Source organism: Arthrobacter celericrescens (assembly GCF_003614925.1).
Classification (GTDB): domain Bacteria; phylum Actinomycetota; class Actinomycetes; order Actinomycetales; family Micrococcaceae; genus Arthrobacter; species Arthrobacter celericrescens.
This window is the reverse complement of the sequence record NZ_QYLP01000019.1, coordinates 22,837-41,847: the sequence shown is the minus strand read 5'-3', so window position 1 is coordinate 41,847 and position 19,011 is coordinate 22,837. Positions and strand designations below refer to the sequence as shown.

At 67.3% G+C, this 19,011-nt stretch carries 17 protein-coding genes; 12 read left to right on the top strand and 5 right to left on the bottom strand.

Annotated features, from left to right (window positions below; genetic code table 11):
* The first annotated feature begins 1 nt into the window (after nucleotide 1).
* The 11 genes from prcA (at nucleotide 2) to D3654_RS03690 (ending at nucleotide 12,986) form a co-directional block, all read left to right on the top strand.
* Nucleotides 2-709 carry a proteasome subunit alpha gene (gene prcA, locus D3654_RS03740; protein WP_120520185.1) on the top strand — a complete coding sequence of 236 codons (708 nt, stop codon included), beginning with the start codon at nucleotides 2-4 and terminating at the stop codon, nucleotides 707-709.
* A gap of 1 nt (nucleotide 710) precedes the next feature.
* Nucleotides 711-2,075, top strand: coding sequence for a Pup--protein ligase (pafA, locus tag D3654_RS03735; protein WP_120520184.1), 1,365 nt, complete (start codon nucleotides 711-713; stop codon nucleotides 2,073-2,075).
* Between the two features lie 110 nt (nucleotides 2,076-2,185).
* A complete protein-coding gene (locus D3654_RS03730) occupies nucleotides 2,186-3,136 on the top strand; it encodes an FKBP-type peptidyl-prolyl cis-trans isomerase (RefSeq protein ID WP_120520183.1) in 951 nt (316 codons plus the stop codon).
* A gap of 47 nt (nucleotides 3,137-3,183) precedes the next feature.
* Nucleotides 3,184-3,579, top strand: a complete 396-nt coding sequence (locus D3654_RS03725; protein WP_115789121.1) for an FKBP-type peptidyl-prolyl cis-trans isomerase — start codon at nucleotides 3,184-3,186, stop codon at nucleotides 3,577-3,579.
* Between the two features lie 107 nt (nucleotides 3,580-3,686).
* Nucleotides 3,687-5,678 carry a helix-turn-helix transcriptional regulator gene (locus D3654_RS03720; RefSeq protein ID WP_120520182.1) on the top strand — a complete coding sequence of 664 codons (1,992 nt, stop codon included), beginning with the start codon at nucleotides 3,687-3,689 and terminating at the stop codon, nucleotides 5,676-5,678.
* Between the two features lie 20 nt (nucleotides 5,679-5,698).
* Nucleotides 5,699-6,049 (top strand): hypothetical protein, encoded by a 351-nt coding sequence (locus D3654_RS03715; RefSeq protein WP_120520181.1) that lies wholly within the window; start codon nucleotides 5,699-5,701, stop codon nucleotides 6,047-6,049.
* Between the two features lie 35 nt (nucleotides 6,050-6,084).
* The gene (gene tatA, locus D3654_RS03710; protein ID WP_120520180.1) at nucleotides 6,085-6,345 is read left to right on the top strand and encodes a Sec-independent protein translocase subunit TatA; all 261 of its coding nucleotides are present in this window, start codon (nucleotides 6,085-6,087) and stop codon (nucleotides 6,343-6,345) included.
* A 45-nt stretch (nucleotides 6,346-6,390) separates the two neighbouring features.
* Nucleotides 6,391-7,185: a twin-arginine translocase subunit TatC gene (gene tatC / locus D3654_RS03705; protein WP_205571724.1), complete on the top strand. Its 795-nt coding sequence runs from the start codon at nucleotides 6,391-6,393 to the stop codon at nucleotides 7,183-7,185.
* A 24-nt stretch (nucleotides 7,186-7,209) separates the two neighbouring features.
* Nucleotides 7,210-10,143 carry a DEAD/DEAH box helicase gene (locus tag D3654_RS03700; protein WP_120520178.1) on the top strand — a complete coding sequence of 978 codons (2,934 nt, stop codon included), beginning with the start codon at nucleotides 7,210-7,212 and terminating at the stop codon, nucleotides 10,141-10,143.
* 31 nt (nucleotides 10,144-10,174) lie between these two features.
* Complete coding sequence (locus tag D3654_RS03695; RefSeq protein WP_120520177.1) at nucleotides 10,175-11,836, top strand: amidohydrolase; 1,662 nt, start codon at nucleotides 10,175-10,177, stop codon at nucleotides 11,834-11,836.
* Between the two features lie 400 nt (nucleotides 11,837-12,236).
* On the top strand, nucleotides 12,237-12,986 hold the full coding sequence (locus tag D3654_RS03690; RefSeq protein WP_120520176.1) for a polyprenol monophosphomannose synthase: 750 nt from the start codon (nucleotides 12,237-12,239) through the stop codon (nucleotides 12,984-12,986).
* Nucleotides 12,987-13,170: 184 nt separating this feature from the next.
* Here D3654_RS03690 and D3654_RS03685 read toward each other — a convergent pair whose 3' ends face one another.
* The 4 genes from D3654_RS03685 to D3654_RS03670 all read right to left on the bottom strand — a co-directional run bounded on the left by D3654_RS03685 (nucleotide 13,171) and on the right by D3654_RS03670 (nucleotide 16,195).
* Nucleotides 13,171-13,518 carry an RNA polymerase-binding protein RbpA gene (locus D3654_RS03685; protein WP_070349449.1) on the bottom strand — a complete coding sequence of 116 codons (348 nt, stop codon included), beginning with the start codon at nucleotides 13,516-13,518 and terminating at the stop codon, nucleotides 13,171-13,173.
* Nucleotides 13,519-13,740: 222 nt separating this feature from the next.
* Entirely contained in the window at nucleotides 13,741-14,718 is a 978-nt protein-coding gene (locus D3654_RS03680) for an SPFH domain-containing protein (RefSeq protein ID WP_120520175.1), read from the bottom strand.
* 63 nt (nucleotides 14,719-14,781) lie between these two features.
* Nucleotides 14,782-15,234, bottom strand: a complete 453-nt coding sequence (locus D3654_RS03675; protein ID WP_120520174.1) for an NfeD family protein — start codon at nucleotides 15,232-15,234, stop codon at nucleotides 14,782-14,784.
* Between the two features lie 106 nt (nucleotides 15,235-15,340).
* On the bottom strand, nucleotides 15,341-16,195 hold the full coding sequence (locus tag D3654_RS03670; RefSeq protein ID WP_120520173.1) for a putative RNA methyltransferase: 855 nt from the start codon (nucleotides 16,193-16,195) through the stop codon (nucleotides 15,341-15,343).
* Between the two features lie 69 nt (nucleotides 16,196-16,264).
* Here D3654_RS03670 and D3654_RS03665 point away from each other — a divergent pair, with 69 nt between their 5' ends.
* A complete protein-coding gene (locus D3654_RS03665) occupies nucleotides 16,265-18,271 on the top strand; it encodes a S9 family peptidase (protein ID WP_120520172.1) in 2,007 nt (668 codons plus the stop codon).
* Here the strand turns inward: D3654_RS03665 and D3654_RS03660 are convergent.
* Nucleotides 18,268-18,945, bottom strand: a complete 678-nt coding sequence (locus D3654_RS03660; RefSeq protein ID WP_120520171.1) for a peptide deformylase — start codon at nucleotides 18,943-18,945, stop codon at nucleotides 18,268-18,270. The genes D3654_RS03665 and D3654_RS03660 overlap by 4 nt on opposite strands.
* Nucleotides 18,946-19,011 lie beyond the last annotated feature (66 nt).

Genomic DNA, 19,011 nt, shown 5'->3' with positions numbered 1-19,011 from the left:
CATGACCCAGCAGTTCTACGTTTCGCCCGAACAACTGATGAAGGACCGCGCGGATTTCGCGCGGAAGGGGATTGCCCGGGGCCGCTCGGTGGTCGTGATCAGTTGCGCCGACGGGATCGCCCTCGTGGCCGAGAACCCCTCCCCGTCCCTGCACAAGCTCGGCGAAATCTACGACAAGATCGCCTTCGCAGCGGTCGGCAAGTACAACGAATTCGAGAGCCTGCGCCAAGCCGGAGTGCGCTACGCAGACGTCCGTGGCTATTCCTACGACCGCGAAGACGTCACCGCCCGCGGCCTTGCGAGCGTCTACGCGCAGAGCCTCGGTGCGGTTTTCACCGCCGAGCAGAAACCCTTTGAGGTGGAACTGGCCGTGGCCGAGGTAGGCCGGGACCAGGCCTCCGACCACCTGTACCGGCTGACCTTCGACGGCTCGATCGCCGACGTCAACGGCTTCGTGGCCATGGGCGGCCTGGCCGAACAGGTCTCCGCTGTCCTCGAGGACGGGTGGAGCGCCGAGCTCAGCCTGGCCGGTGCCCTGCGGCTCGCCGTCCGGGCCCTGGCCGCGGACAAGGAAGCCGAGGCCCTGCCCGGAACGGCGGTGGAGGCGGCGGTGCTCGACCGCAGTTCAGAGAGCAGCCGCGGCACCCGCCGTTCATTCAGGCGGCTGTCCGCCGATGAAATCGTTCGCTCGCTGGAAGGGGAGGCCTGACATGGACAAGAGGATCTTCGGCATCGAAACCGAATTCGGGATCTCCTACTCGAGCCCCGATTCGCGTCCCCTCGCCCCCGAGGAGGTTGCCCGCTACCTGTTCCGCAAGGTGGTCAGCTGGGGCCGCTCCTCCAACGTCTTCCTCACCAACGGCTCGCGGCTCTACCTCGACGTCGGCTCCCACCCCGAATATGCCACCGCCGAATGCGACGACCTCGCCCAGCTGATCGCCCACGACCGGGCGGGTGAACTGATCCTGGACGACCTCGTCGACGAGGCACAGAGCAGGCTCGCCGCGGAAGGGTTCAACGGCACGGTGTACCTGTTCAAGAACAACACCGACTCCGCGGGGAACTCCTACGGCAGCCACGAGAACTACCTCATCCCGCGGCGCGGCGAATTCTCCCGGCTCGCCGAAATCCTCATCCCGTTCCTGGTTACCCGTCAGCTGATCGCCGGTGCCGGCAAGGTCCTGAAGACCCCGCACGGTGCCACGTTCGCGTTCTCCCAGCGGGCCGACCACATCTGGGAGGGCGTCTCCTCGGCGACCACCCGTTCCCGGCCCATCATCAACACCCGGGACGAGCCGCACGCCGACGCCGAATTCTTCCGCCGCCTCCACGTCATCGTCGGCGACTCCAACATGTCCGAAACCACCGCCCTCCTCAAGGTCGGCACCGTGGACCTGCTGCTCCGGATGATCGAAGCCGGCGTCATCATGCGGGACATGCGGATGGAGAATCCGATCCGCAGCATCCGGGAAATCTCCCACGACCTCAGCGGAAAAGCCCTGGTCCGCCTGGCCAACGGCCGCCAGCTGACGGCCCTCGAGATCCAACGCGAATACCTCGAGAAGGTCACCGAATTCGTAGAGGCCAACGGCGCCCACAACCCGCACGTCCCACTGATCCTCGATCTGTGGGAGCGCACGCTCGACGCCATCGAAAGCGGCAACACCAGCGCCATCGACACCGAAGTGGACTGGGCCATCAAGAAGAAGCTCATGGACGGATACATGGCCAGGCACGGCCTGGGCCTGGAGTCCCCGCGGATCGCCCAGCTGGACCTGACCTACCACGACATCTCCCGGCAGCGCGGGCTGTTCTACCTGCTCCAGTCCCGCGGCGCGGCACGGCGGCTGCTGGCCGACACGGACATCAAGGACGCCGTCGACATGCCGCCGCAGAGCACCCGCGCAAAACTGCGCGGAGACTTCGTCCGGCGGGCACAGGAACTGGGCCGCGACTACACCGTGGACTGGGTGCACCTGAAGCTGAACGACCGCGCCCACCAGACGATCCTGTGCAAGGACCCCTTCCGCAGTGTCGACGAGCGGGTGGACGCCCTGCTGGATTCAATGAGCTGACTCCCAGCTTTTGCCGCTACTCTGGAACTTGGCCATTTTCCAGGTCAACTCATTCGTGCCCGGGCCCCGGCCCCGGCGCGTGTCCTTGAGCCCCGACGAAAGTTCAACTTGTGCGCCGACTCCTAGCAATACTGATCCCTGGCCTTTTGCTGCTCACCGCCTGTGGAGGCGGCAACCCCGCAGCGCCGGAACCTAGCAGCCAATCTGCCGGCGACGTGGCCAAGTTCGATTCCTTGAAGATTTCCGACAACGGCGACAAGAAGGCCCCCGGTCTGGAGTTCCCCAAGCCGCTGGATGTCGCGGAACCCACCGTGAAGGAAGTCACCGAGGGCAGCGGTGACCGCATCAAGGCCGGCCAGATCGTTGAAATGTCCTACCTGGCCGTGGACGGCAAGACCGGCAAGACCCTGGAGGACACCTACCCAAGCGGCGCGCAGCCGATCGAACTCAACGACAAGCTCAAGCAGGGCAGCTCACTGATCTACAACGTCGTCGTCGGCGCCAAGGTCGGCTCGCAGATCGCCTTCGCCGTACCGGGCAAGGCCGCCAGCGGAGGCACCGCGGCCGGCTCGAGCCAGCTTCTCGTCTTCAAGCTGATCTCCGTAAAGGACGCACCGAAGGTCCTCGACAAGCCCGAAGGCGACACCGTCACCCCGCCCGCCGGCCTGCCGACCGTCAAGGTCAACAACGACGGCGTTCCGGAAATCTCGGTCGCCGGAGTCAAGGCCCCGGCGTCCCTCATCGCCCAGGACCTCATCAAGGGCAAGGGCGCCGTCGTCAAGGCCACCGACACCCTGACCGTCAACTACGTCGGCGTCACCCTGGGCGGCGGAAAGAAGTTCGACTCCAGCTTCGAGGACAGCTTCGGGCACAAGGGCGTCGCCACGTTCCCGCTCAACGGCGTCATCAAGGGCTGGACCCAGGGCCTGGCCGGCAAGACCGTTGGATCCCGCGTACTGCTTGTCATCCCGAAAGCACTCGCCTACCCGGATGCCACGCCTGAAAGCGGAAAGCCCATTGGCGACCTCGTCTTCGTCGTCGACATCCTCGGCACCGAGTAGCCACCAACAGCCAGCAAACCCACCCACGCACACACTGAGGAGCAACCATGTCATTCGGACAGCGCGACTACGACCGCACCAAGCCTGAAATCGACTTCCCGGAAGGCGACGTCCCGGCCGAGCTCGTCATCACCGACCTTATTGTCGGCGACGGCGCCGAGGCCAAGCCCGGCGACACCGTCTCCACCCACTACGTCGGCGTGGCCTGGTCCACCGGCGAAGAATTCGACGCCTCCTGGAACCGCGGCACCCCGCTCGACTTCCGTGTCGGCGTCGGCCAGGTCATCCAGGGCTGGGACCAGGGCCTGCTCGGCATGCGCGTCGGCGGCCGCCGCCGGCTCGAGATCCCCTCCGAACTGGCCTACGGATCCCGTGGCGCCGGCGGGGCAATCAAGCCCAACGAAGCGCTGATCTTCGTCGTGGACCTGGTCGCCGTCCGCTAAACGGGACGCACACCAGGAACGCACCTGTAGGCGCGTCACCCGCCGGGAACGTCCGGCTGGTGACGCGCCGTCTTCGTTAACCCCGGGACTTTAGTAACGTTGCATCCGTGTCCGCATCACGTACCGAACGCCTCCTGAACCTGCTTCTTGCGCTCCTGAACACGAAGTACGGCCTCTCGCGCACCGCCCTGCGGGGGAAGGTCTATCACGACGACGACGGCAACGATGCGGCGTTCGGGCGTATGTTCGAGCGGGACAAGACGGAGCTGCGCAGCTTCGGTTTCGAGATCGAGACGATCGCAGAAGCGGGCCTCACCGCCGACGATCCCGCCACCACCCGGTACCGGATCGGCAAGGAATCCAACCGCCTCCCGGACGTCCACCTGACGCCGGCCGAAGGAACCGTCCTGGTCCTGGCGGCGATGCTATGGGAACGCGGCGCCCTCGGCGGAGCCGCGGCCAGTGCGCTGCGGAAGCTCCAGGCGTCCGGGGACCTCGGCGAGGTGGAGCTTCCCGCCGGCGTCCAGCCGCGGATCAAACCGGCCGGACCGTCCTTCGAAGCGATCGTGAACGCCCTGAACGCCCGCCAACCAGTCAGCTTCGGGTACCGCGCGGCGAGCACGGGACTGGAAGAACGACGCCGGGTGGAGCCATGGGGGCTCGGCAGCCGCTTCGGCCAGTGGTACCTCGTCGGATTCGACAGGACACGCGGGGCGAAACGCTTCTTCCGGCTGTCCCGGATGACCACTGCGGTGCAGCTCGAGACGAAGGACAGCTACGAGCTGCCCGAGGGCTTCGATGCCCGCAAGGAGCTGGACGGCCTGAGCGAATTGCCCCTGCAGGACGCGGTCCTCGAGGTCCAGGAAGGCCGACTCCTGGGCCTGCGCAAACGGTCCACACCCGTTCCGGAACGCGGGCCCGCGGATAACGACCGTAACGTGCTCTCCGTGCCGTTCCGCGACAGTGAGCTTTTTGCCGAAGAGCTGGCCTCCTACGGCCCCCGCGTGAAGGTGGTGGAGCCCGCGGAGCTGCGCACCGCCGTCGTACGCCGCCTGGAAGCCGCGGAAGCGGCTATCACCCGGCCCGCCGTCCCGATGGATTTCCCCGCCGCCCCGGGGCGTCCGCGCAAGCGGACATCCGAGGACCAGCTGAGCCGCATGCTGCAGCTGGTTCCATTCCTGGTCCACAACCAAGGCCTTCCCATCCAGGAGGTGGCGGACCGCTTCGGGATCACCCGCAAGGAGCTCATCGCCGACCTCCAGATCCTCATCTGCTCCGGCCTGCCGGAAGGGTACCCGGATGACCTGTTCGACATCGACTGGGAAGACGAGCACGTCTACATCCACGAACACCTGGAACTGAACCGGCCGGTGCGCTTCAGTGAGGAGGAAGCGTCCGCGCTGCTGACCGGCCTGGCCACGCTCGGCAGCCTTCCGGCGCAGGCCGGCCTGTCGGGTGCCGAGCAGACCAGCGTCCTGGAGTCGGTGACGGTCAAACTCGCCGGCGCAGCGGGGGAGGCCGGGAGGGTGGCGGCCTCGTTCGCGGCCCCTCCGGTGGAACCGGCCGAGGCGGGGTTTTTCGAAACCGTCACGGCAGCCATCAGGGACGGCCGGCAACTCGCGCTGCGCTACTTCTCGCCGCAGCGGGACACGGTGTCCGAGCGTGACGTGGATCCGCTGCGCCTGTATTCGCAGGACAACACCTGGTATTTCGAGGCGTATTGCCACAACAAGGCTGCGGTGCGGAACTTCCGGCTGGACCGCGTCGAGGAGCTCGCGCCGAACGGCCAGCCGGTGTCCACTCCGGCCAGCGCCGAGGCGTCCGTGCCCGTGAAGCTCTACACCCCAAGCGACGACGACACCGTGGTGGTCCTGCAGCTGAGCGGACAGGGCGCGCACCTCGCGGACGACTACTACGCCGAGCGCACGGCAGAGCTGCCCGACGGTGGCCTGCTCGCCGAGGTCCGATTCGGAAGCGCCGACTGGCTGCCGATGTTCATCGCCCAGCACGGCGGTGCGGCCCGCATCCTCGAGCCGGCAGGGCTGGCCGACGCCTCGGCGAAATGGATCCGGCCGGCCCTTGCGCAGTACGGCGCCTGAGGGCTGGCTAGACTCTTAAGATGCCTTGGTGGTCATGGATCCTGCTCTGGGTGGCGCTGATTGCGGTCTCGCTGCTCTGTTACCTGCTGCTTGGCATCCGCCTGTTCCGCAAGGTCATGGCAACTTTGCGTGAACTTTCGGCCGCGGGTGCGAAGCTGGGGCACCTTCCGGTGGCCCCGGAACCGCCGCAGGACGACGCCGGCACGCGCCGTCCGGCGCCTGGTTCCGCTGTTTTTGCCTCGCCGGAACAGATGCGTCATGATTACTTCGCGGCCAAGGCCTCCCGCCAGGAGTTGCGTCGGCAGAGGCGTGTTAAGCGCAAAGCGGAACGGGGTCAACCCCAGTCCCTGCACGACATCGAATTCAGTTAGACGTAGGATGTATTCCAACGAAAGGACTTCCCCACATGAGGCTTGAAGGCTGGCATATTGTCATCATCGTCGTCTTGGCCCTGGTGCTCTTTGCAGCGCCCAAGCTGCCGTCCATGGCGCGCAGCATCGGCCAGTCGATGCGTATTTTCAAATCCGAGGTCCGCGAAATGAAGAAGGACGGAACGTCCGAGACGGCCAGCGGAGAACCCCCGGTGGAAGGCAAAGTGGTCGGCCACCCGGAGCAGAACGGCAAGAACGGCGGGGACACCGACCTCCCGCCGAGCAACCGCGTTTGACGAGTGGTGCAAGTGAAAGGCCGGAAGGCCAATCCTGAAGGCCGCATGGCCCTGCTTGATCACCTCAAGGAACTCAAGAACCGGCTATTCAAGGCCGCCCTTGCAGTGATCGCCGGAACCGTGGTGGGTTTCATCGTGTACCAGCCGCTGCTGGCTGCGCTCATCAAACCGATCAAGGACCTGAACAACACCGGAGGGCGGCTCGCGGCGCTGAATTTCGACGGCGTCGCGAGCTCCTTTGACCTGATGATCCAGGTCTCGATCTTCCTGGGCGTCATCATCGCCAGCCCCGTCTGGATCTACCAGCTCTGGGCGTTCATCGTCCCGGGGCTCCACAAGAAGGAACGCCGGCTGGCGCTGTCGTTCGTGGCCGCCGCCGTCCCCTTGTTCGTGGCCGGGGTGCTGCTGGCCTGGTTCGTGCTTCCCAACGCCGTGCGCGTGCTGACGGAATTCACCCCCGAGGGCGGCTCGAACCTGATCAGTGCCGACATCTATCTCGCCTTCGTGATTAGGCTGTTGCTGGCATTCGGCATCGCGTTCCTGATCCCGGTGGTCCTGGTGGGCCTGAACCTTGCCGGGATCATCAAGGGGCAGCAACTCATCAAGAGCTGGCGGATCACCATCTTCCTGGTGTGCCTGTTCGCGGCCATGGCCGCGCCGGGCGCCGACGCCATGAGCATGTTCTACCTGGCTGCCCCGATGCTCCTGCTCTTCTTCGCCGCGATCGGCCTGTGCGTGCTGAACGACAAGCGGCGAGCCCGCCGGCAGGTGAAGCTTGCGGAGGAGACCGAGGCCACAGCAGACATCGCAACGTCCTCCTCCGATCTGGACAAGCTGTAGCCTCCAAGCCACTACGCTGGAACTATGTTCAACCACCCTGAGGCCGCGTCTCCCTCAGAGCGATACAGGGCGGCTGCGCAGCGGTCGTCAGATGCCAAGAGCTACCTGGGTGCGTTCAGCCGCACACTGGACTTCGAGCTCGACGATTTCCAGCGCAAGGCCTGCCGTTCCCTCCAGGAAGGCAGGGGAGTGCTTGTTGCGGCGCCCACTGGTGCCGGCAAGACCATCGTGGGCGAGTTCGCCATCTACCTGGCCCTGGAACGAGGGCTGAAGGCCTTCTACACCACGCCGATCAAGGCCCTCAGCAACCAGAAGTTCTCGGAGCTCGCAGCCAAGTACGGGGCGGCCAACGTCGGCCTGCTCACCGGCGACACCACCATCAACGGCGAAGCGCCGGTGGTGGTGATGACCACAGAAGTACTCCGGAACATGCTTTACGCGGACTCGGACACCCTGGACGACCTCGGCTACGTGGTCATGGACGAGGTCCACTACCTGGCGGACCGCTTCCGCGGCGCAGTCTGGGAGGAGGTCATCATCCACCTGCCCAGCGAGGTCCAGGTGGCCTCCCTGAGCGCCACCGTCTCCAACGCCGAGGAATTCGGTGCCTGGCTGGACACCGTCCGCGGCGACACCGACGTGATCGTCTCCGAGCACCGGCCCGTGCCCCTGTGGCAGCACGTCATGGTGGGCCGGGAAATCGTGGACCTCTTCGCCGGCGACACCAGTTTCGACGAGATCGCCTCCTCCCCGGATAGCACTGCCTCCGATGGGGCCGGGTTGGCTACGGAAGAACCTGGCGAAGAGCCGGGGGAACGGCGACGCAAGGTCCAGGACGCCGAGCCCAGGGCCGGCTTCGAAGTGAACCCCGAACTGCTCTCCATGGCCCGCGCCGAAAGCCAGATGAACTTCCGCGGCCGCTTCGGACACGGCGGGCGCAGCAGGCGCCGCCAGGACCGGCAGCGCGAGGAACGCGGCGCAGACGCGCAGCGGAGCCCCGTACGCAAGGCCAGCCGCCCCCAGGTCATCGCCAGCCTCGACCGGATGGACCTGCTGCCGGCCATCACCTTCATTTTCTCCCGCGCCGGCTGCGACGCCGCCGTCGCCCAATGCGCCGCAGCCGGACTGTGGCTCACTACCGAACGGGAACAGCAGATCGTCGCATCCCGCGTGGACGAGGCCAGCCGCGACATCCCCGCCGAAGACCTTGATGTGCTGGGCTTCTGGGGCTGGCGCGACGGCCTGCTGCGCGGGCTCGCCGCCCACCATGCCGGGCTCCTTCCCACGTTCAAGGAAGTCGTGGAAACCCTCTTCGCGGAGGGGCTGGTCAAGGCCGTGTTCGCCACGGAGACCCTGGCCCTCGGCGTCAACATGCCCGCCCGCTGCGTGGTGCTGGAAAAGCTCGACAAGTTCAACGGGGAAGCGCACGTCAACATCACCGCCGGTGAGTACACCCAGCTGACGGGCCGTGCCGGACGGCGGGGGATCGACGTCGAGGGCCATGCCGTGGTGCTCTGGCAGCCGGGAACTGATCCGGCCGCCGTCGCCGGTCTCGCCTCCCGCCGGACCTACCCGCTGAACTCAAGCTTCCGGCCCACCTACAACATGAGCATCAACCTCATCGCGCAGTTCGGCCGTGCCCGGGCACGGGAAATCCTCGAGTCCTCGTTCGCGCAGTTCCAGGCGGACCGCTCCGTAGTGGGCCTGGCCCGGCAGGTCCGGGCACGGGAGGAATCCCTGGCCGGCTACGCCAAGGCCATGACCTGCCACCTGGGTGACTTCACCGAGTACGCTACCCTGCGGCGGGAACTCGGCGACGCCGAGAAGGCTGCCTCCCGGAGCAACGCCCGGGCGCGGAAGTCACTCACCCAGGACTCCCTCACCCGGCTCATGCCCGGCGACGTGCTGAAGGTGAGCGGCGGACGGATCCCGGGCTACGCCGTCGTCCTCAGCGCCGACAGCCAGGCACGCGAGCCGCGGCCTGCCATCCTCACCGAGGACGGCCAGCTCCGCCGGATCAGCAGTTACGACGTCGACGGCCCGGTCAGCGCCGAGTCCTGGATCCGGATTCCCAAATCCTTCAACGCCAAGGTCCCCAAGTCCCGCCGGGACCTCGCATCAGCCCTTCGGGACGCGATCCGGGAGGGCAGGCCGCCGGCGCGCGCCGCGCGGAACGAGGACTTCGGCCGGGGCCGCAACGTCGCCGACCAGGAACGCAAGATCGCGGGCCTGCGCAAGGCGCTGCGCGCACACCCCTGCCACGGCTGCAGCGAACGCGAGGACCACGCGCGCTGGTCCGAACGCTGGTGGAAGCTCCGCCAGGAAACCGACGGCCTGGCACGGCAGATCCAAGGGCGGACCAACACGATCGCCAAGACTTTCGACCGCGTCTGCGACGTCCTCTCGGCCTACGGCTACCTGGAAAACCGGGGCGGCGGACACCTGGCCATCAGCGGCGACGGGCAGCGCCTGCGCCGGATCTACGGCGAGAAGGACCTGCTCATCTCGCAGTCCATCCGGCAGGGGGCGATCTCCGACCTGGACGCGGCCGAGCTGGCGGCGTTTTCCAGTGCCCTCGTGTATCAGGCCAAGCGTGAGGACCGCGGCCTGAGGCCCCGGATGCCTTCCGTGTCGCTGGAGGAGTCCGTGGACATCGTGGTCCGGGAGTGGTCCCGCTTGGAGGACCTCGAGGAGCAGAACAAGCTCCCGCTCACGGCCGAGCCTGAGCTGGGCCTGGTCTGGCCGATGTACAAATGGGCCAAGGGCCGCCACCTCCAGGAGGTCCTGAACGGCACGGACCTGGCGGCAGGCGACTTTGTCCGCTGGGCGAAGCAGGTAGTGGACCTGTTGGACCAGCTTGCCAAGATCCCGGGCCTGGAGCCCCGGCTCACCCGGATCTGCCGGGAAGCCATAGACCTTGTCCGCCGCGGCGTCGTGGCGTACTCGAACGTCGCGTAAGCGCAGCATCCGCGTCAGCTAGGAGACCCCGATGAACACTTCCGGCATGCCCGCCGGCCAGCCCGAGCGCAAAGTGACGCTGTACCGCAACGGTTCGGTCTATTCCGCGGCCGATCCCTTCGCGACCGCCATGGTGGTGGACGGCGGGACGGTTGCCTGGATCGGATCAGAGCAGGCGGCGACCTCCATCGCGGACTCCTCGATGGAGATCATCGACCTCCGCGGTGCCCTGCTGGCGCCGGGGTTCGTCGACTCCCACGTCCACCTCACCGAAACCGGGATCGCCGCCGCCGGACTAAGGCTCGACGGCGTCCGGTCCGCTGCCGGGCTCCTTGACGCGGTTGCGGCTGCTGCAGCGGGCCTGGAGGCCGGTGCGCCGCTGCTCGGACACGGCTGGGACGAGGCCCACTGGGCGGACCCGGCACTCCCGACCTCTGCCGAGCTCGGCCGGGCCGCCGGCGGTCGCAACGTCTACCTGTCGCGGGTCGACGTGCACTCGGCCCTGGTTTCGGACGGGCTCGCCGCAGCGGCAGGCCTGGCTGGAATCGACGGCTGGGACGGCACCGCGCATGTGCTGCGGGACGCGCACACCGCCGCGCGGCTTGCTGCCCGGCAGCTTCCGGAATCCGCCCGGCTGCAGTACCAGGAGGCCGCCCTCCGGGAGGCGGCGGCGAACGGCTACGTCGCCCTGGCGGAGATGGCGGCCCCGCACATCTGCGGCATGGATGACCTGCGCGGCTCCGTCGCCTGGAACTCCTCCGGGACGGCCCTGCCCGAAGTCCTGCCCTACTGGGGCCAGCTTGCTGCGTCCGAGGACGAGGCGCGGTCGATCCTCGACGAACTCGGCGTTCCGGTGCTCGGGCTGGCCGGGGACCTGAACATCGACGGCTCCGTCGGCTCCAGGACCGCCGCCCTCAGGACGCCCTACGCGGATTCTCCGGACCACCACGGTAACCTTTACCTCTCCGTCGACGAGGCTGCCCGCCACCTCGCAGCGTGCTCGCTGTTGGGCGTGCAGGCCGGTTTCCATGTGATCGGCGACGCCGGCCTCGACGCCGCGTTGGAGGCCCTCGACCGTGCAGCGGCCGAGGTGGGGGAGCAGCGTATCCGGGCGGCCGGGCACCGCTTCGAGCACGTGGAAATGGCCGACGCCACCGCCATCGCCCGGCTCGCCAAGGACTCGGTCACCGTCAGTGCCCAGCCGGCGTTCGACGCCGAATGGGGAGCGCGGGGTGGCATGTACGAGCAGCGGCTCGGCGATCGGAGCAAAGCCATGAACCCCTTCGCTTCCTACTACTCGGCCGGGGTGCCCCTCGCGTTCGGCAGCGACAGCCCCGTGACGCCGCTGCGGCCGTGGGCCAGCGTCAGGGCGTGCCTTGAACACAGCAACCCCTCCGAGCGGATCTCCGCCCGGGCGGCATTCCTGGGCCACACCCGCGCAGGCTGGCGCGCCACGAAGCAGCGCAACCCATTGATGGGCCAGCTGGTCCCCGGCGCCCCCGCCAGCTTCGCGGTCTGGGAGGTCGAGGAGCTCATGGTGCAGGTGGCCGACAGCCGGGTCCAGTCCTGGAGCACGGATCCCCGCGCGCGCACGCCCCTCCTGCCGGCCCTGGACACCGGCAGCGACCCCGTGTGCCTGCAGACTGTACGGGAAGGCCGGGAGATTTTCGCGGCCGAATCGCTGCGGGCCTGAACCCCTTCCGAAATGTCCGCCCGGGAAGTGGCGCTTGAACTGGGGAAATGCACATATCCCCAGTTCAGGTGGTGCTTGACAGATTTTGTGTAGTCCGTAGCATTTATCGTCAACAGGGGGTCACGGTGACGGTGCGGGCTCCTTGGCTGCATCCAGATCCGGCGGCTGCCTTTTTCGGCACGCGGAGCGAGGCTGCAGCACTCATTAACGGGCAGGTCCACCGACGCGGAAAACAGTTCAGCCGGCGCTTCATCGGCCCGGACGGCACTGGTACTGCAGGTGTGGACCTGCCCGCTGTCATTTCCGCGCCTGCGCCCGTCCTATAATGGAGAGTTGCGCCAGAACCCAGCCGTGCGGCTGCTCCGGCACATCGACCGCTCCATCAAGGAAAGGCCTCTTCTTGCGTGTCCTGACGATCATCCCTACGTACAACGAGCTGGAATCGCTTCCCAAGACCCTTGGCCGGCTCCGCGCAGCTGTCCCCGAGTCCGACGTCCTCGTCGTCGACGACAACAGCCCGGACGGTACGGGACAGCTCGCCGACAGCATCGCAGCCGAGGACAAGCAGGTCCACGTCCTGCACCGCAAGGGCAAGGAAGGCCTGGGCGCCGCCTACATCGCAGGCTTCAAGTGGGGCATGGCCGCCGGCTACGACGTCTTGGTCGAAATGGACGCTGACGGCTCGCACAAGCCCGAACAGCTGCCCCTGCTGCTGACGGCCGTGAAGGACGGCGCAGACCTCGCCATGGGCTCGCGCTGGGTTCCGGGCGGCAGCGTCGTCAACTGGCCGCTCTACCGCCAGGCCATTTCCCGCGTGGGCAGCACCTACGCCCGCATCATGCTCGGCGTGAAGATCAAGGATGTCACCGGCGGCTACCGGGCCTTCCGGCGCAGCACTCTCGAGGCCCTCAAGCTCGACGAAGTCGAGTCGGTCGGCTACGGATTCCAGGTGGACCTGGCCTGGCGCGTGGCCAAGCTCGGCCTGAAGATCGTCGAATGCCCCATCACCTTCGTGGAACGCGAACTCGGCGCGTCCAAGATGAGCGGCAACATCGTGGTCGAGGCCATGATCAACGTGACCAAGTGGGGCCTGTCCGCCCGCTGGGCGAAGCTCACCGGCAAGCAGAACGCCGCGGCCAAGCGCGCCTAGCGCTCCGGCCTGCAAANCCTGTCCGCCCGCTGGGCGAAGCTCACCGGCAAGCAGAACGCCGCGGCCAAGCGCGCCTAGCGCTCCGGCCTGCAAAAGAACCGGGCCCGGCTCCGGCTGGCACAAAGCATAAGGCAGGGCCCGCACCATACGGTGCGGGCCCTGCCTTATGCTGTCTGCTTTCGCGTTACGCGGAGCGGCGCTCTCCGCGGCGTTCGCGCAGGATGTTCAGGCGGTCTTCGAGGATCTGCTCCAGCTCAGGGATGGTGCGGCGTTCCAGGAGCATGTCCCAGTGCGTACGCACAGCCTTTTCGTTGTTGTCGACGGGGCGTTCGCCGTCCACGAGCAGGGCTTCCTTGCCGGTCTTGGAGACCCAGACGGGAGGGATTTCGGCCTCGGACGAAAACGTCACGAAGACCTGCTCACCATCTGCGCAGCGGTATTCAACCCGCTGGCGCGGAGCCGGCTCCACACCGGATTCGGTTTCCATGCTCTGCGCGCCAAGGCGCATGCCGCGGAGGCTGCGATCGCTCATGTTTACTCCCTCTATCTGTTCGCGGAACTCCATCCGCGCTAGTCGGCCGGCCATTCGGCGCGGTCCGGACTACTGTCTGCACACCGTGCACCACTAAATGCAACGCTTGACCAAGCTCAAATGTTCCGTACGGATTGAACCGCTCGGACAAATACACCATTATACGCCGAACACGAGGAGGGCCGGACACCTCGGTGCCCGGCCCTCCTCCCGAAACGTCAGCTACGGGGTCGGTTCCTGCGGCCTGGCCCCGGATTCCGGGGCCGCACTGCCTGCTGTTGCCTTGTTTCCGAACAGGCCCGCGACGCCGTTGCTGTCGGCCCCGCCCAGCGCACCGCCGATGCCCTTGAGCGCTTCGCCGACCTCGCTGGGAATGATCCACAGCTTGTTGGACGTGCCCTCCGCAAGTTTGGGCAGCGTCTGCAGGTACTGGTAGGCCAGCAGCTTCTGGTCCGGGTTGCCCTTGTGGATCGCGTCGAAGACCTTCTGGATGGCCTGGGCTTCACCGTCTGCACGGAGGATCGCGGCTTTCGCATCACCTTCGGCCTTCAGGATGGCGGACTGGCGTTCACCTTCTGCGGTGAGGATCTGGGACTGCTTGGTGCCTTCGGCCGTGAGGATCGCGGCGCGGCGGTCACGTTCGGCACGCATCTGCTTTTCCATCGAGTCCTGGATGCTGTGCGGAGGATCGATCGCCTTGAGCTCCACGCGCGAAACGCGGATGCCCCAGCGTCCCGTGGCTTCGTCGAGCACGCCGCGGAGCTGGCCGTTGATCTGGTCGCGCGAGGTCAGCGCTTCTTCCAGGTTCAGGCCGCCGACGACGTTACGCAGGGTAGTGGTGGTGAGCTGTTCCACGGCCTGGATGTAGTTGGCGATCTCGTAGGTGGCCGCGCGCGGGTCAGTGACCTGGAAGTAGACCACGGTGTCGATGGACACCACCAGGTTGTCCTCGGTGATGACAGGTTGCGGCGGGAACGAGACCACCTGCTCGCGCAGGTCCAGCAACGGCAGCAGCCGGTCCACGAACGGGATCAGGATGGTCAGGCCCGGGTTGAGGGTGCGCTGGTACTTGCCCAGCCGCTCGACCACGCCGGCCCGCGCCTGCGGGATGATCCTGATCGAGCGGACCAGCACAATGATCACAAAGACTATGAGGACTATCAGCACGATCGCGGCTGCAGTCCCTCCCAAGCTATCCATACATCTCCTTCATTCCCCAAAATATGTTCTGATGCAGCTAGGTTGCGGTGCGGGACCGGCCGGTCACTCCTGGGCGCCGGGTGAGACGACCGCCGTCGCACCGTCGATCCGGGTGACCCGGACGCTTTCTCCGGCAGCGATGGTGCCGCCTGTGCTGCGGGCGCTCCACACGTCACCGCCGATCTTGACCAGGCCTCCGGCGGCGCTGACCGATTCCATGACGACGGCGGACTGCCCGATCAGGCGGTCGACGTTGCTGAGCTGGTCCGCGGGACCCTTGCGCAGGTGCTTCATGGCCACGGGGCGGACAAAAACGATCATCAACAGCGAAACGATGCAGAACACCACGATCTGGAGCCAGAACTCGGCGCCCACGAAATGCGCCACGAGCGCGGCCAAGGCCCCGCCACCCAGCATGATGAAGAAGAGATCGAGGGTAAGCATCTCGATCACTGCAAACGCGAGGAACACCGTGAGCCAGAGCGCCCACCAGTTCTCGCCGAGCCATTCAAACATCGTTCCCCCTGTTCCGGATCCACCGTGCGCCGCAGCCGTAGGAACGGATGGTGCACCGGCGTGTCGCCCGCTGTTTTTCCATCCTAGCCCGACGCCCGGCCCGGCGTCAGGAAGGATACGGAGGCGTGGTGAAAACCGTCAGGGAGAACTTCGCAGTGGTCTCCACAGGGCCCGTGTCCCTGAGTGAATCCAGGAGTTCCTGCCGGTCCAGGTGGTGCCCGGCGGGCCCCATGAAGGCAAGATCGGCGGCCTCGGCTTCGTCCAGCTGAAGCCGGATGTCCAGGGACTCCTGCCCGGCCAGGACGAACTGGCCACCCATCGATTCGGCGAGGCGCTCGTCCTTGCCTTCCTCGATGCGGAGCATCCCGGTGAGGCCGGAGATCTCCGCGAGGTGCCCCGGCCGCGGAGTGACGACGATGGCGCGGCCGCCCGGCCGCAGCACACGGGCGAACTCGCCTGGGTTCCGCGGCGCGAAAACGACGGTAACGACGTCGACGGTTCCCGTCCTGAGCGGCAGCGGACGCCAGACGTCCCACACGAGATTGAGGGTGTCCGGGTTCAGCCGTGCTGCCCGCCGCAGGGCGAACTTGGAAATGTCGAGGCCGATGGAGGCGGCGGGGGCACGGTCAAGGATCGCCCGCAGGTAGTTGCCTGTTCCGGTCCCGGAATCGAACAGGACCGCGCCGCTGCGGAGCAGCCCCGGCAACGCCAGGTCTCCGAGGGCGTCCGCGAGGGCGGTGTAGTGCCCGGCGGAGAGGAAGCCGTGGCGGGCTGCAGCCATCGCTGCGGAATCGGCTTCGAAGGCCGTGCCCTTCCCGGTGAGCAGGTTGAAATACCCTTGCTTGGCGGCGTCGAAGCTGTGGCCGACCGGGCAGCGCAGCGCGCGGCGGGGGCCGGTTTCCAGGGCCAGCCCGTCCTGGCAGATCGGGCAGCACAGGGCGGACACGGCGTCGGAAAGCATAGGGACAATCCTACGGCGGACGGAGTGGCAGGGCGGGCGGGTGCGCGGGGAGGCGTTAGGCTCACCAGCGTGAAAGCCGAACAGTTGCCGCTGCTGAATTCCGTCTCCGCCCCCACGGTGCATCCCGATGCGAGCCGTGCCGTCGTGTCGGTGACGCGTCCCGATCTCGACGCCGACGCCTACGTGGGCCAGCTGTGGAGCATCCCGTTCGACTCGTCGCAGCTGCCCCGGCGGATCACGCGCGGCTTCCGTGACACGGCTCCGGCGTTTTCGCCGGATGGCCGGGTGCTCGCGTTCCTCCGGGCGACGGCGGAGGGCAAGCCGCAGCTGCACATCGTCGAAGCGGCAGGCGGCGAGCCGCAGGCCATCACCGAACAGAAGCTCGGCGTCACGGAGTTCTCCTGGGCGCCGGACTCGGCACGGATCGTCTTCGCATCAAGACTCCCGGAGGAAGGCCGTTACGGCACCGTGGACGGCGTCGGGCCCGGAAGCGAGGACGCGCGCCTCGTCAGCAGCAACCAGTACCGGATGAACGGCGTCGGGTACACGCAGGACAAGGCCGTCCAGCTGTTCGTCGTGGAGGTTCCGGAGCTGGGCGGCGAACCCGCCGTCACCCCGGCCGGCCGGGCGGCGAAAGATTTGAAGGACGAGGAGGTGCCGGGCGCGAAGGGGATTCCCGCCGTCGTGCAGATCACCTCCGGCGACGTCGACCACACCGGCGCGGTCTTCAGCAGCGACGGACGCAGCGTGTACTTCGTTGCCGCCGGCCACGAAGGGCACGACGCGGACATCGCCTCGTACATCTACAAGGTGCCGGCCGCGGGCGGGGACGCCGTGCTCGTGCCAAGCGGTGCGGAGCCACAGTCCGTCCACGCCGTCCGCGAATCCCGGGACGGCCGCCACCTCTTCTTCACGGCCCAGGAACTCGGGCCGCGTGGCCTGGACTTCGTCGCCCGCAACACCGCCCTGTACGTCATGCCCGCCGCCGGCGGCGAGGCCCGCGTGCTGAGCGACGTCGAGCAGCAGGACCTGTCCGGCACGCTGGAACCGGACGGGCCCGACGCCGTGCTGGTCCTGAATTCGCACCGCGGCAGCGTGGAACTGCTGAAGTGGGCGGCCGACGGCGGCAGCGAGGTGCTGCTGCACGGCGAGCGGGTGGTGCTTGGCGCCGCCGCGGCCGCGGATGTGGTGGCTGTTTCCTTCGCCGACGCCTCAAGCCACGGTGATCTCGGCGTGCTGGAACGCGGCGAACTACGCCTGCTCAGCGACTTCTCGGCACGGCTCCGGAACGAAAGCACCGTGCGTGAACCGCACGGGTTCATTGCCGACGGCGCGGACGGCTATCCAGTTCACGGATGGCTGGTCCTGCCGGACGGTCCCGGCCCGCACCCGGTCCTGCTGAACATCCACGGTGGTCCGTTCGCCCAGTACAGCGGCACGTTCTTCGACGAAGCGCAGGTCTACGCGGAGGCCGGTTACGCAGTGCTGATGTGCAACCCGCGCGGCTCGGCAGGGTACGGCCAGGAGCACGGCTCCGCCATCAGGGAGGCGATGGGGACCGTGGACATGGCGGACGTCCTGGCCTTCCTCGACGGCGCCCTGGCCGCGTTCCCGGCGCTGGATTCCGAAGCCGTCGGGATCATGGGCGGCTCTTACGGCGGGTACCTCACCGCATGGACCATTGCGCACGAGCACCGCTTCAAGGCAGCGATCGTGGAGCGCGGTTTCCTCGATCCGGTCAGTTTCACCGGTTCCTCGGACATCGGCTGGTTCTTCGGCGGCGAGTACACCGGCGGAACCCTGGAGCAGATGCTGGCCCAGAGCCCGATGGCCGTGGTGTCGAAGGTCCGCACGCCCACCTTGGTGATCCACAGCGAGAACGACCTCCGCTGCCCGGTGGAACAGGGTCAGCGGTACTTCGCCGCGCTCAAGGCCCAGGGCGTGGAGTCCGCCCTGCTGCTCTTTCCAGGCGAGGACCACGAGCTCTCCCGCTCCGGCACGCCGCACCACAGGAAGCAGCGCTTCGAACAGATCCTGGCGTGGTGGGCGGAAAAGCTCCCGACGGCGGCGGCTTAGCCGGTCGGGAAGCCCAGCTCCGCCTGTGCCTGGCTGATTCCCGGCTGCGCCCAGCGGGCGGCATACTCCTCGTTGCCTGCCAGCGAACGGGTTTCCGCGCGGTCCAGGTAGAGGGCTCCGTGCAAGTGGTCTGTTTCATGCTGGACGATCCGGGCCTGCCAGCCGCTGAATTCTGCCCGGGCGGCGCTGCCGTCCGGGCGCAGGTAGTACAGTGCCACCTGCCGGTGCCGGGTCACCACTGCCTGGTAGCCCCGGACGGAAAGGCAGCCTTCGTAGAACGACGCCGTGTCGGAACCAATCGGCGCGTACACCGGGTTGAGCATGGCGAAGAAGTCCAGCGGCACCCGTTCCCGGGCGGCTGCGGCCGCGGGATCGACGTCGAACTGGTCCTCGAGGACGGCCAGCTGCAGGGGGATGCCGATCTGGGGCGCCGCGAGACCGACGCCCGGCGCATCGTGCATGGTCCGGCGCATCACATCGATCAGTTCGTTGAGCGTGGCATCGTCCAGCTGCCCGTCGTAGGGCGCGGCGTGCTGGCGCAGTACCGGGTGGCCCGCCTGGACGACCGGCGGGAGTGCATCGAGGCCCAGGACTTGTTCCACGAGCTCCCGGATGTCCTGCGCGGTGTGGGGTGTCGGCGGAGCGGGGGCGAGGGATCGAAGGCGGAAGTCCATGGCTTGAGCCTAACGGGCCGACGCGCCCCGGGCTGCCCGCCGAGGTCCGGTCCCTGGCGTGCATTA

What these genes read in the sequence shown, in the direction of transcription:
- tatA (WP_120520180.1), top strand. Translation starts at nt 6,085, where the DNA reads ATGAGGCTTGAAGGCTGGCATATTGTCATCATCGTCGTCTTGGCCCTG.
- D3654_RS03725 (WP_115789121.1), top strand. Translation starts at nt 3,184, where the DNA reads ATGTCATTCGGACAGCGCGACTACGACCGCACCAAGCCTGAAATCGAC.
- D3654_RS03675 (WP_120520174.1), bottom strand. Translation starts at nt 15,234, where the DNA reads ATGTTTGAATGGCTCGGCGAGAACTGGTGGGCGCTCTGGCTCACGGTG.
- tatC (WP_205571724.1), top strand. Translation starts at nt 6,391, where the DNA reads ATGGCCCTGCTTGATCACCTCAAGGAACTCAAGAACCGGCTATTCAAG.
- D3654_RS03695 (WP_120520177.1), top strand. Translation starts at nt 10,175, where the DNA reads ATGAACACTTCCGGCATGCCCGCCGGCCAGCCCGAGCGCAAAGTGACG.
- D3654_RS03680 (WP_120520175.1), bottom strand. Translation starts at nt 14,718, where the DNA reads ATGGATAGCTTGGGAGGGACTGCAGCCGCGATCGTGCTGATAGTCCTC.
- D3654_RS03670 (WP_120520173.1), bottom strand. Translation starts at nt 16,195, where the DNA reads ATGCTTTCCGACGCCGTGTCCGCCCTGTGCTGCCCGATCTGCCAGGAC.
- D3654_RS03660 (WP_120520171.1), bottom strand. Translation starts at nt 18,945, where the DNA reads ATGGACTTCCGCCTTCGATCCCTCGCCCCCGCTCCGCCGACACCCCAC.
- pafA (WP_120520184.1), top strand. Translation starts at nt 711, where the DNA reads ATGGACAAGAGGATCTTCGGCATCGAAACCGAATTCGGGATCTCCTAC.
- prcA (WP_120520185.1), top strand. Translation starts at nt 2, where the DNA reads ATGACCCAGCAGTTCTACGTTTCGCCCGAACAACTGATGAAGGACCGC.
- D3654_RS03700 (WP_120520178.1), top strand. Translation starts at nt 7,210, where the DNA reads ATGTTCAACCACCCTGAGGCCGCGTCTCCCTCAGAGCGATACAGGGCG.
- D3654_RS03685 (WP_070349449.1), bottom strand. Translation starts at nt 13,518, where the DNA reads ATGAGCGATCGCAGCCTCCGCGGCATGCGCCTTGGCGCGCAGAGCATG.
- D3654_RS03715 (WP_120520181.1), top strand. Translation starts at nt 5,699, where the DNA reads ATGCCTTGGTGGTCATGGATCCTGCTCTGGGTGGCGCTGATTGCGGTC.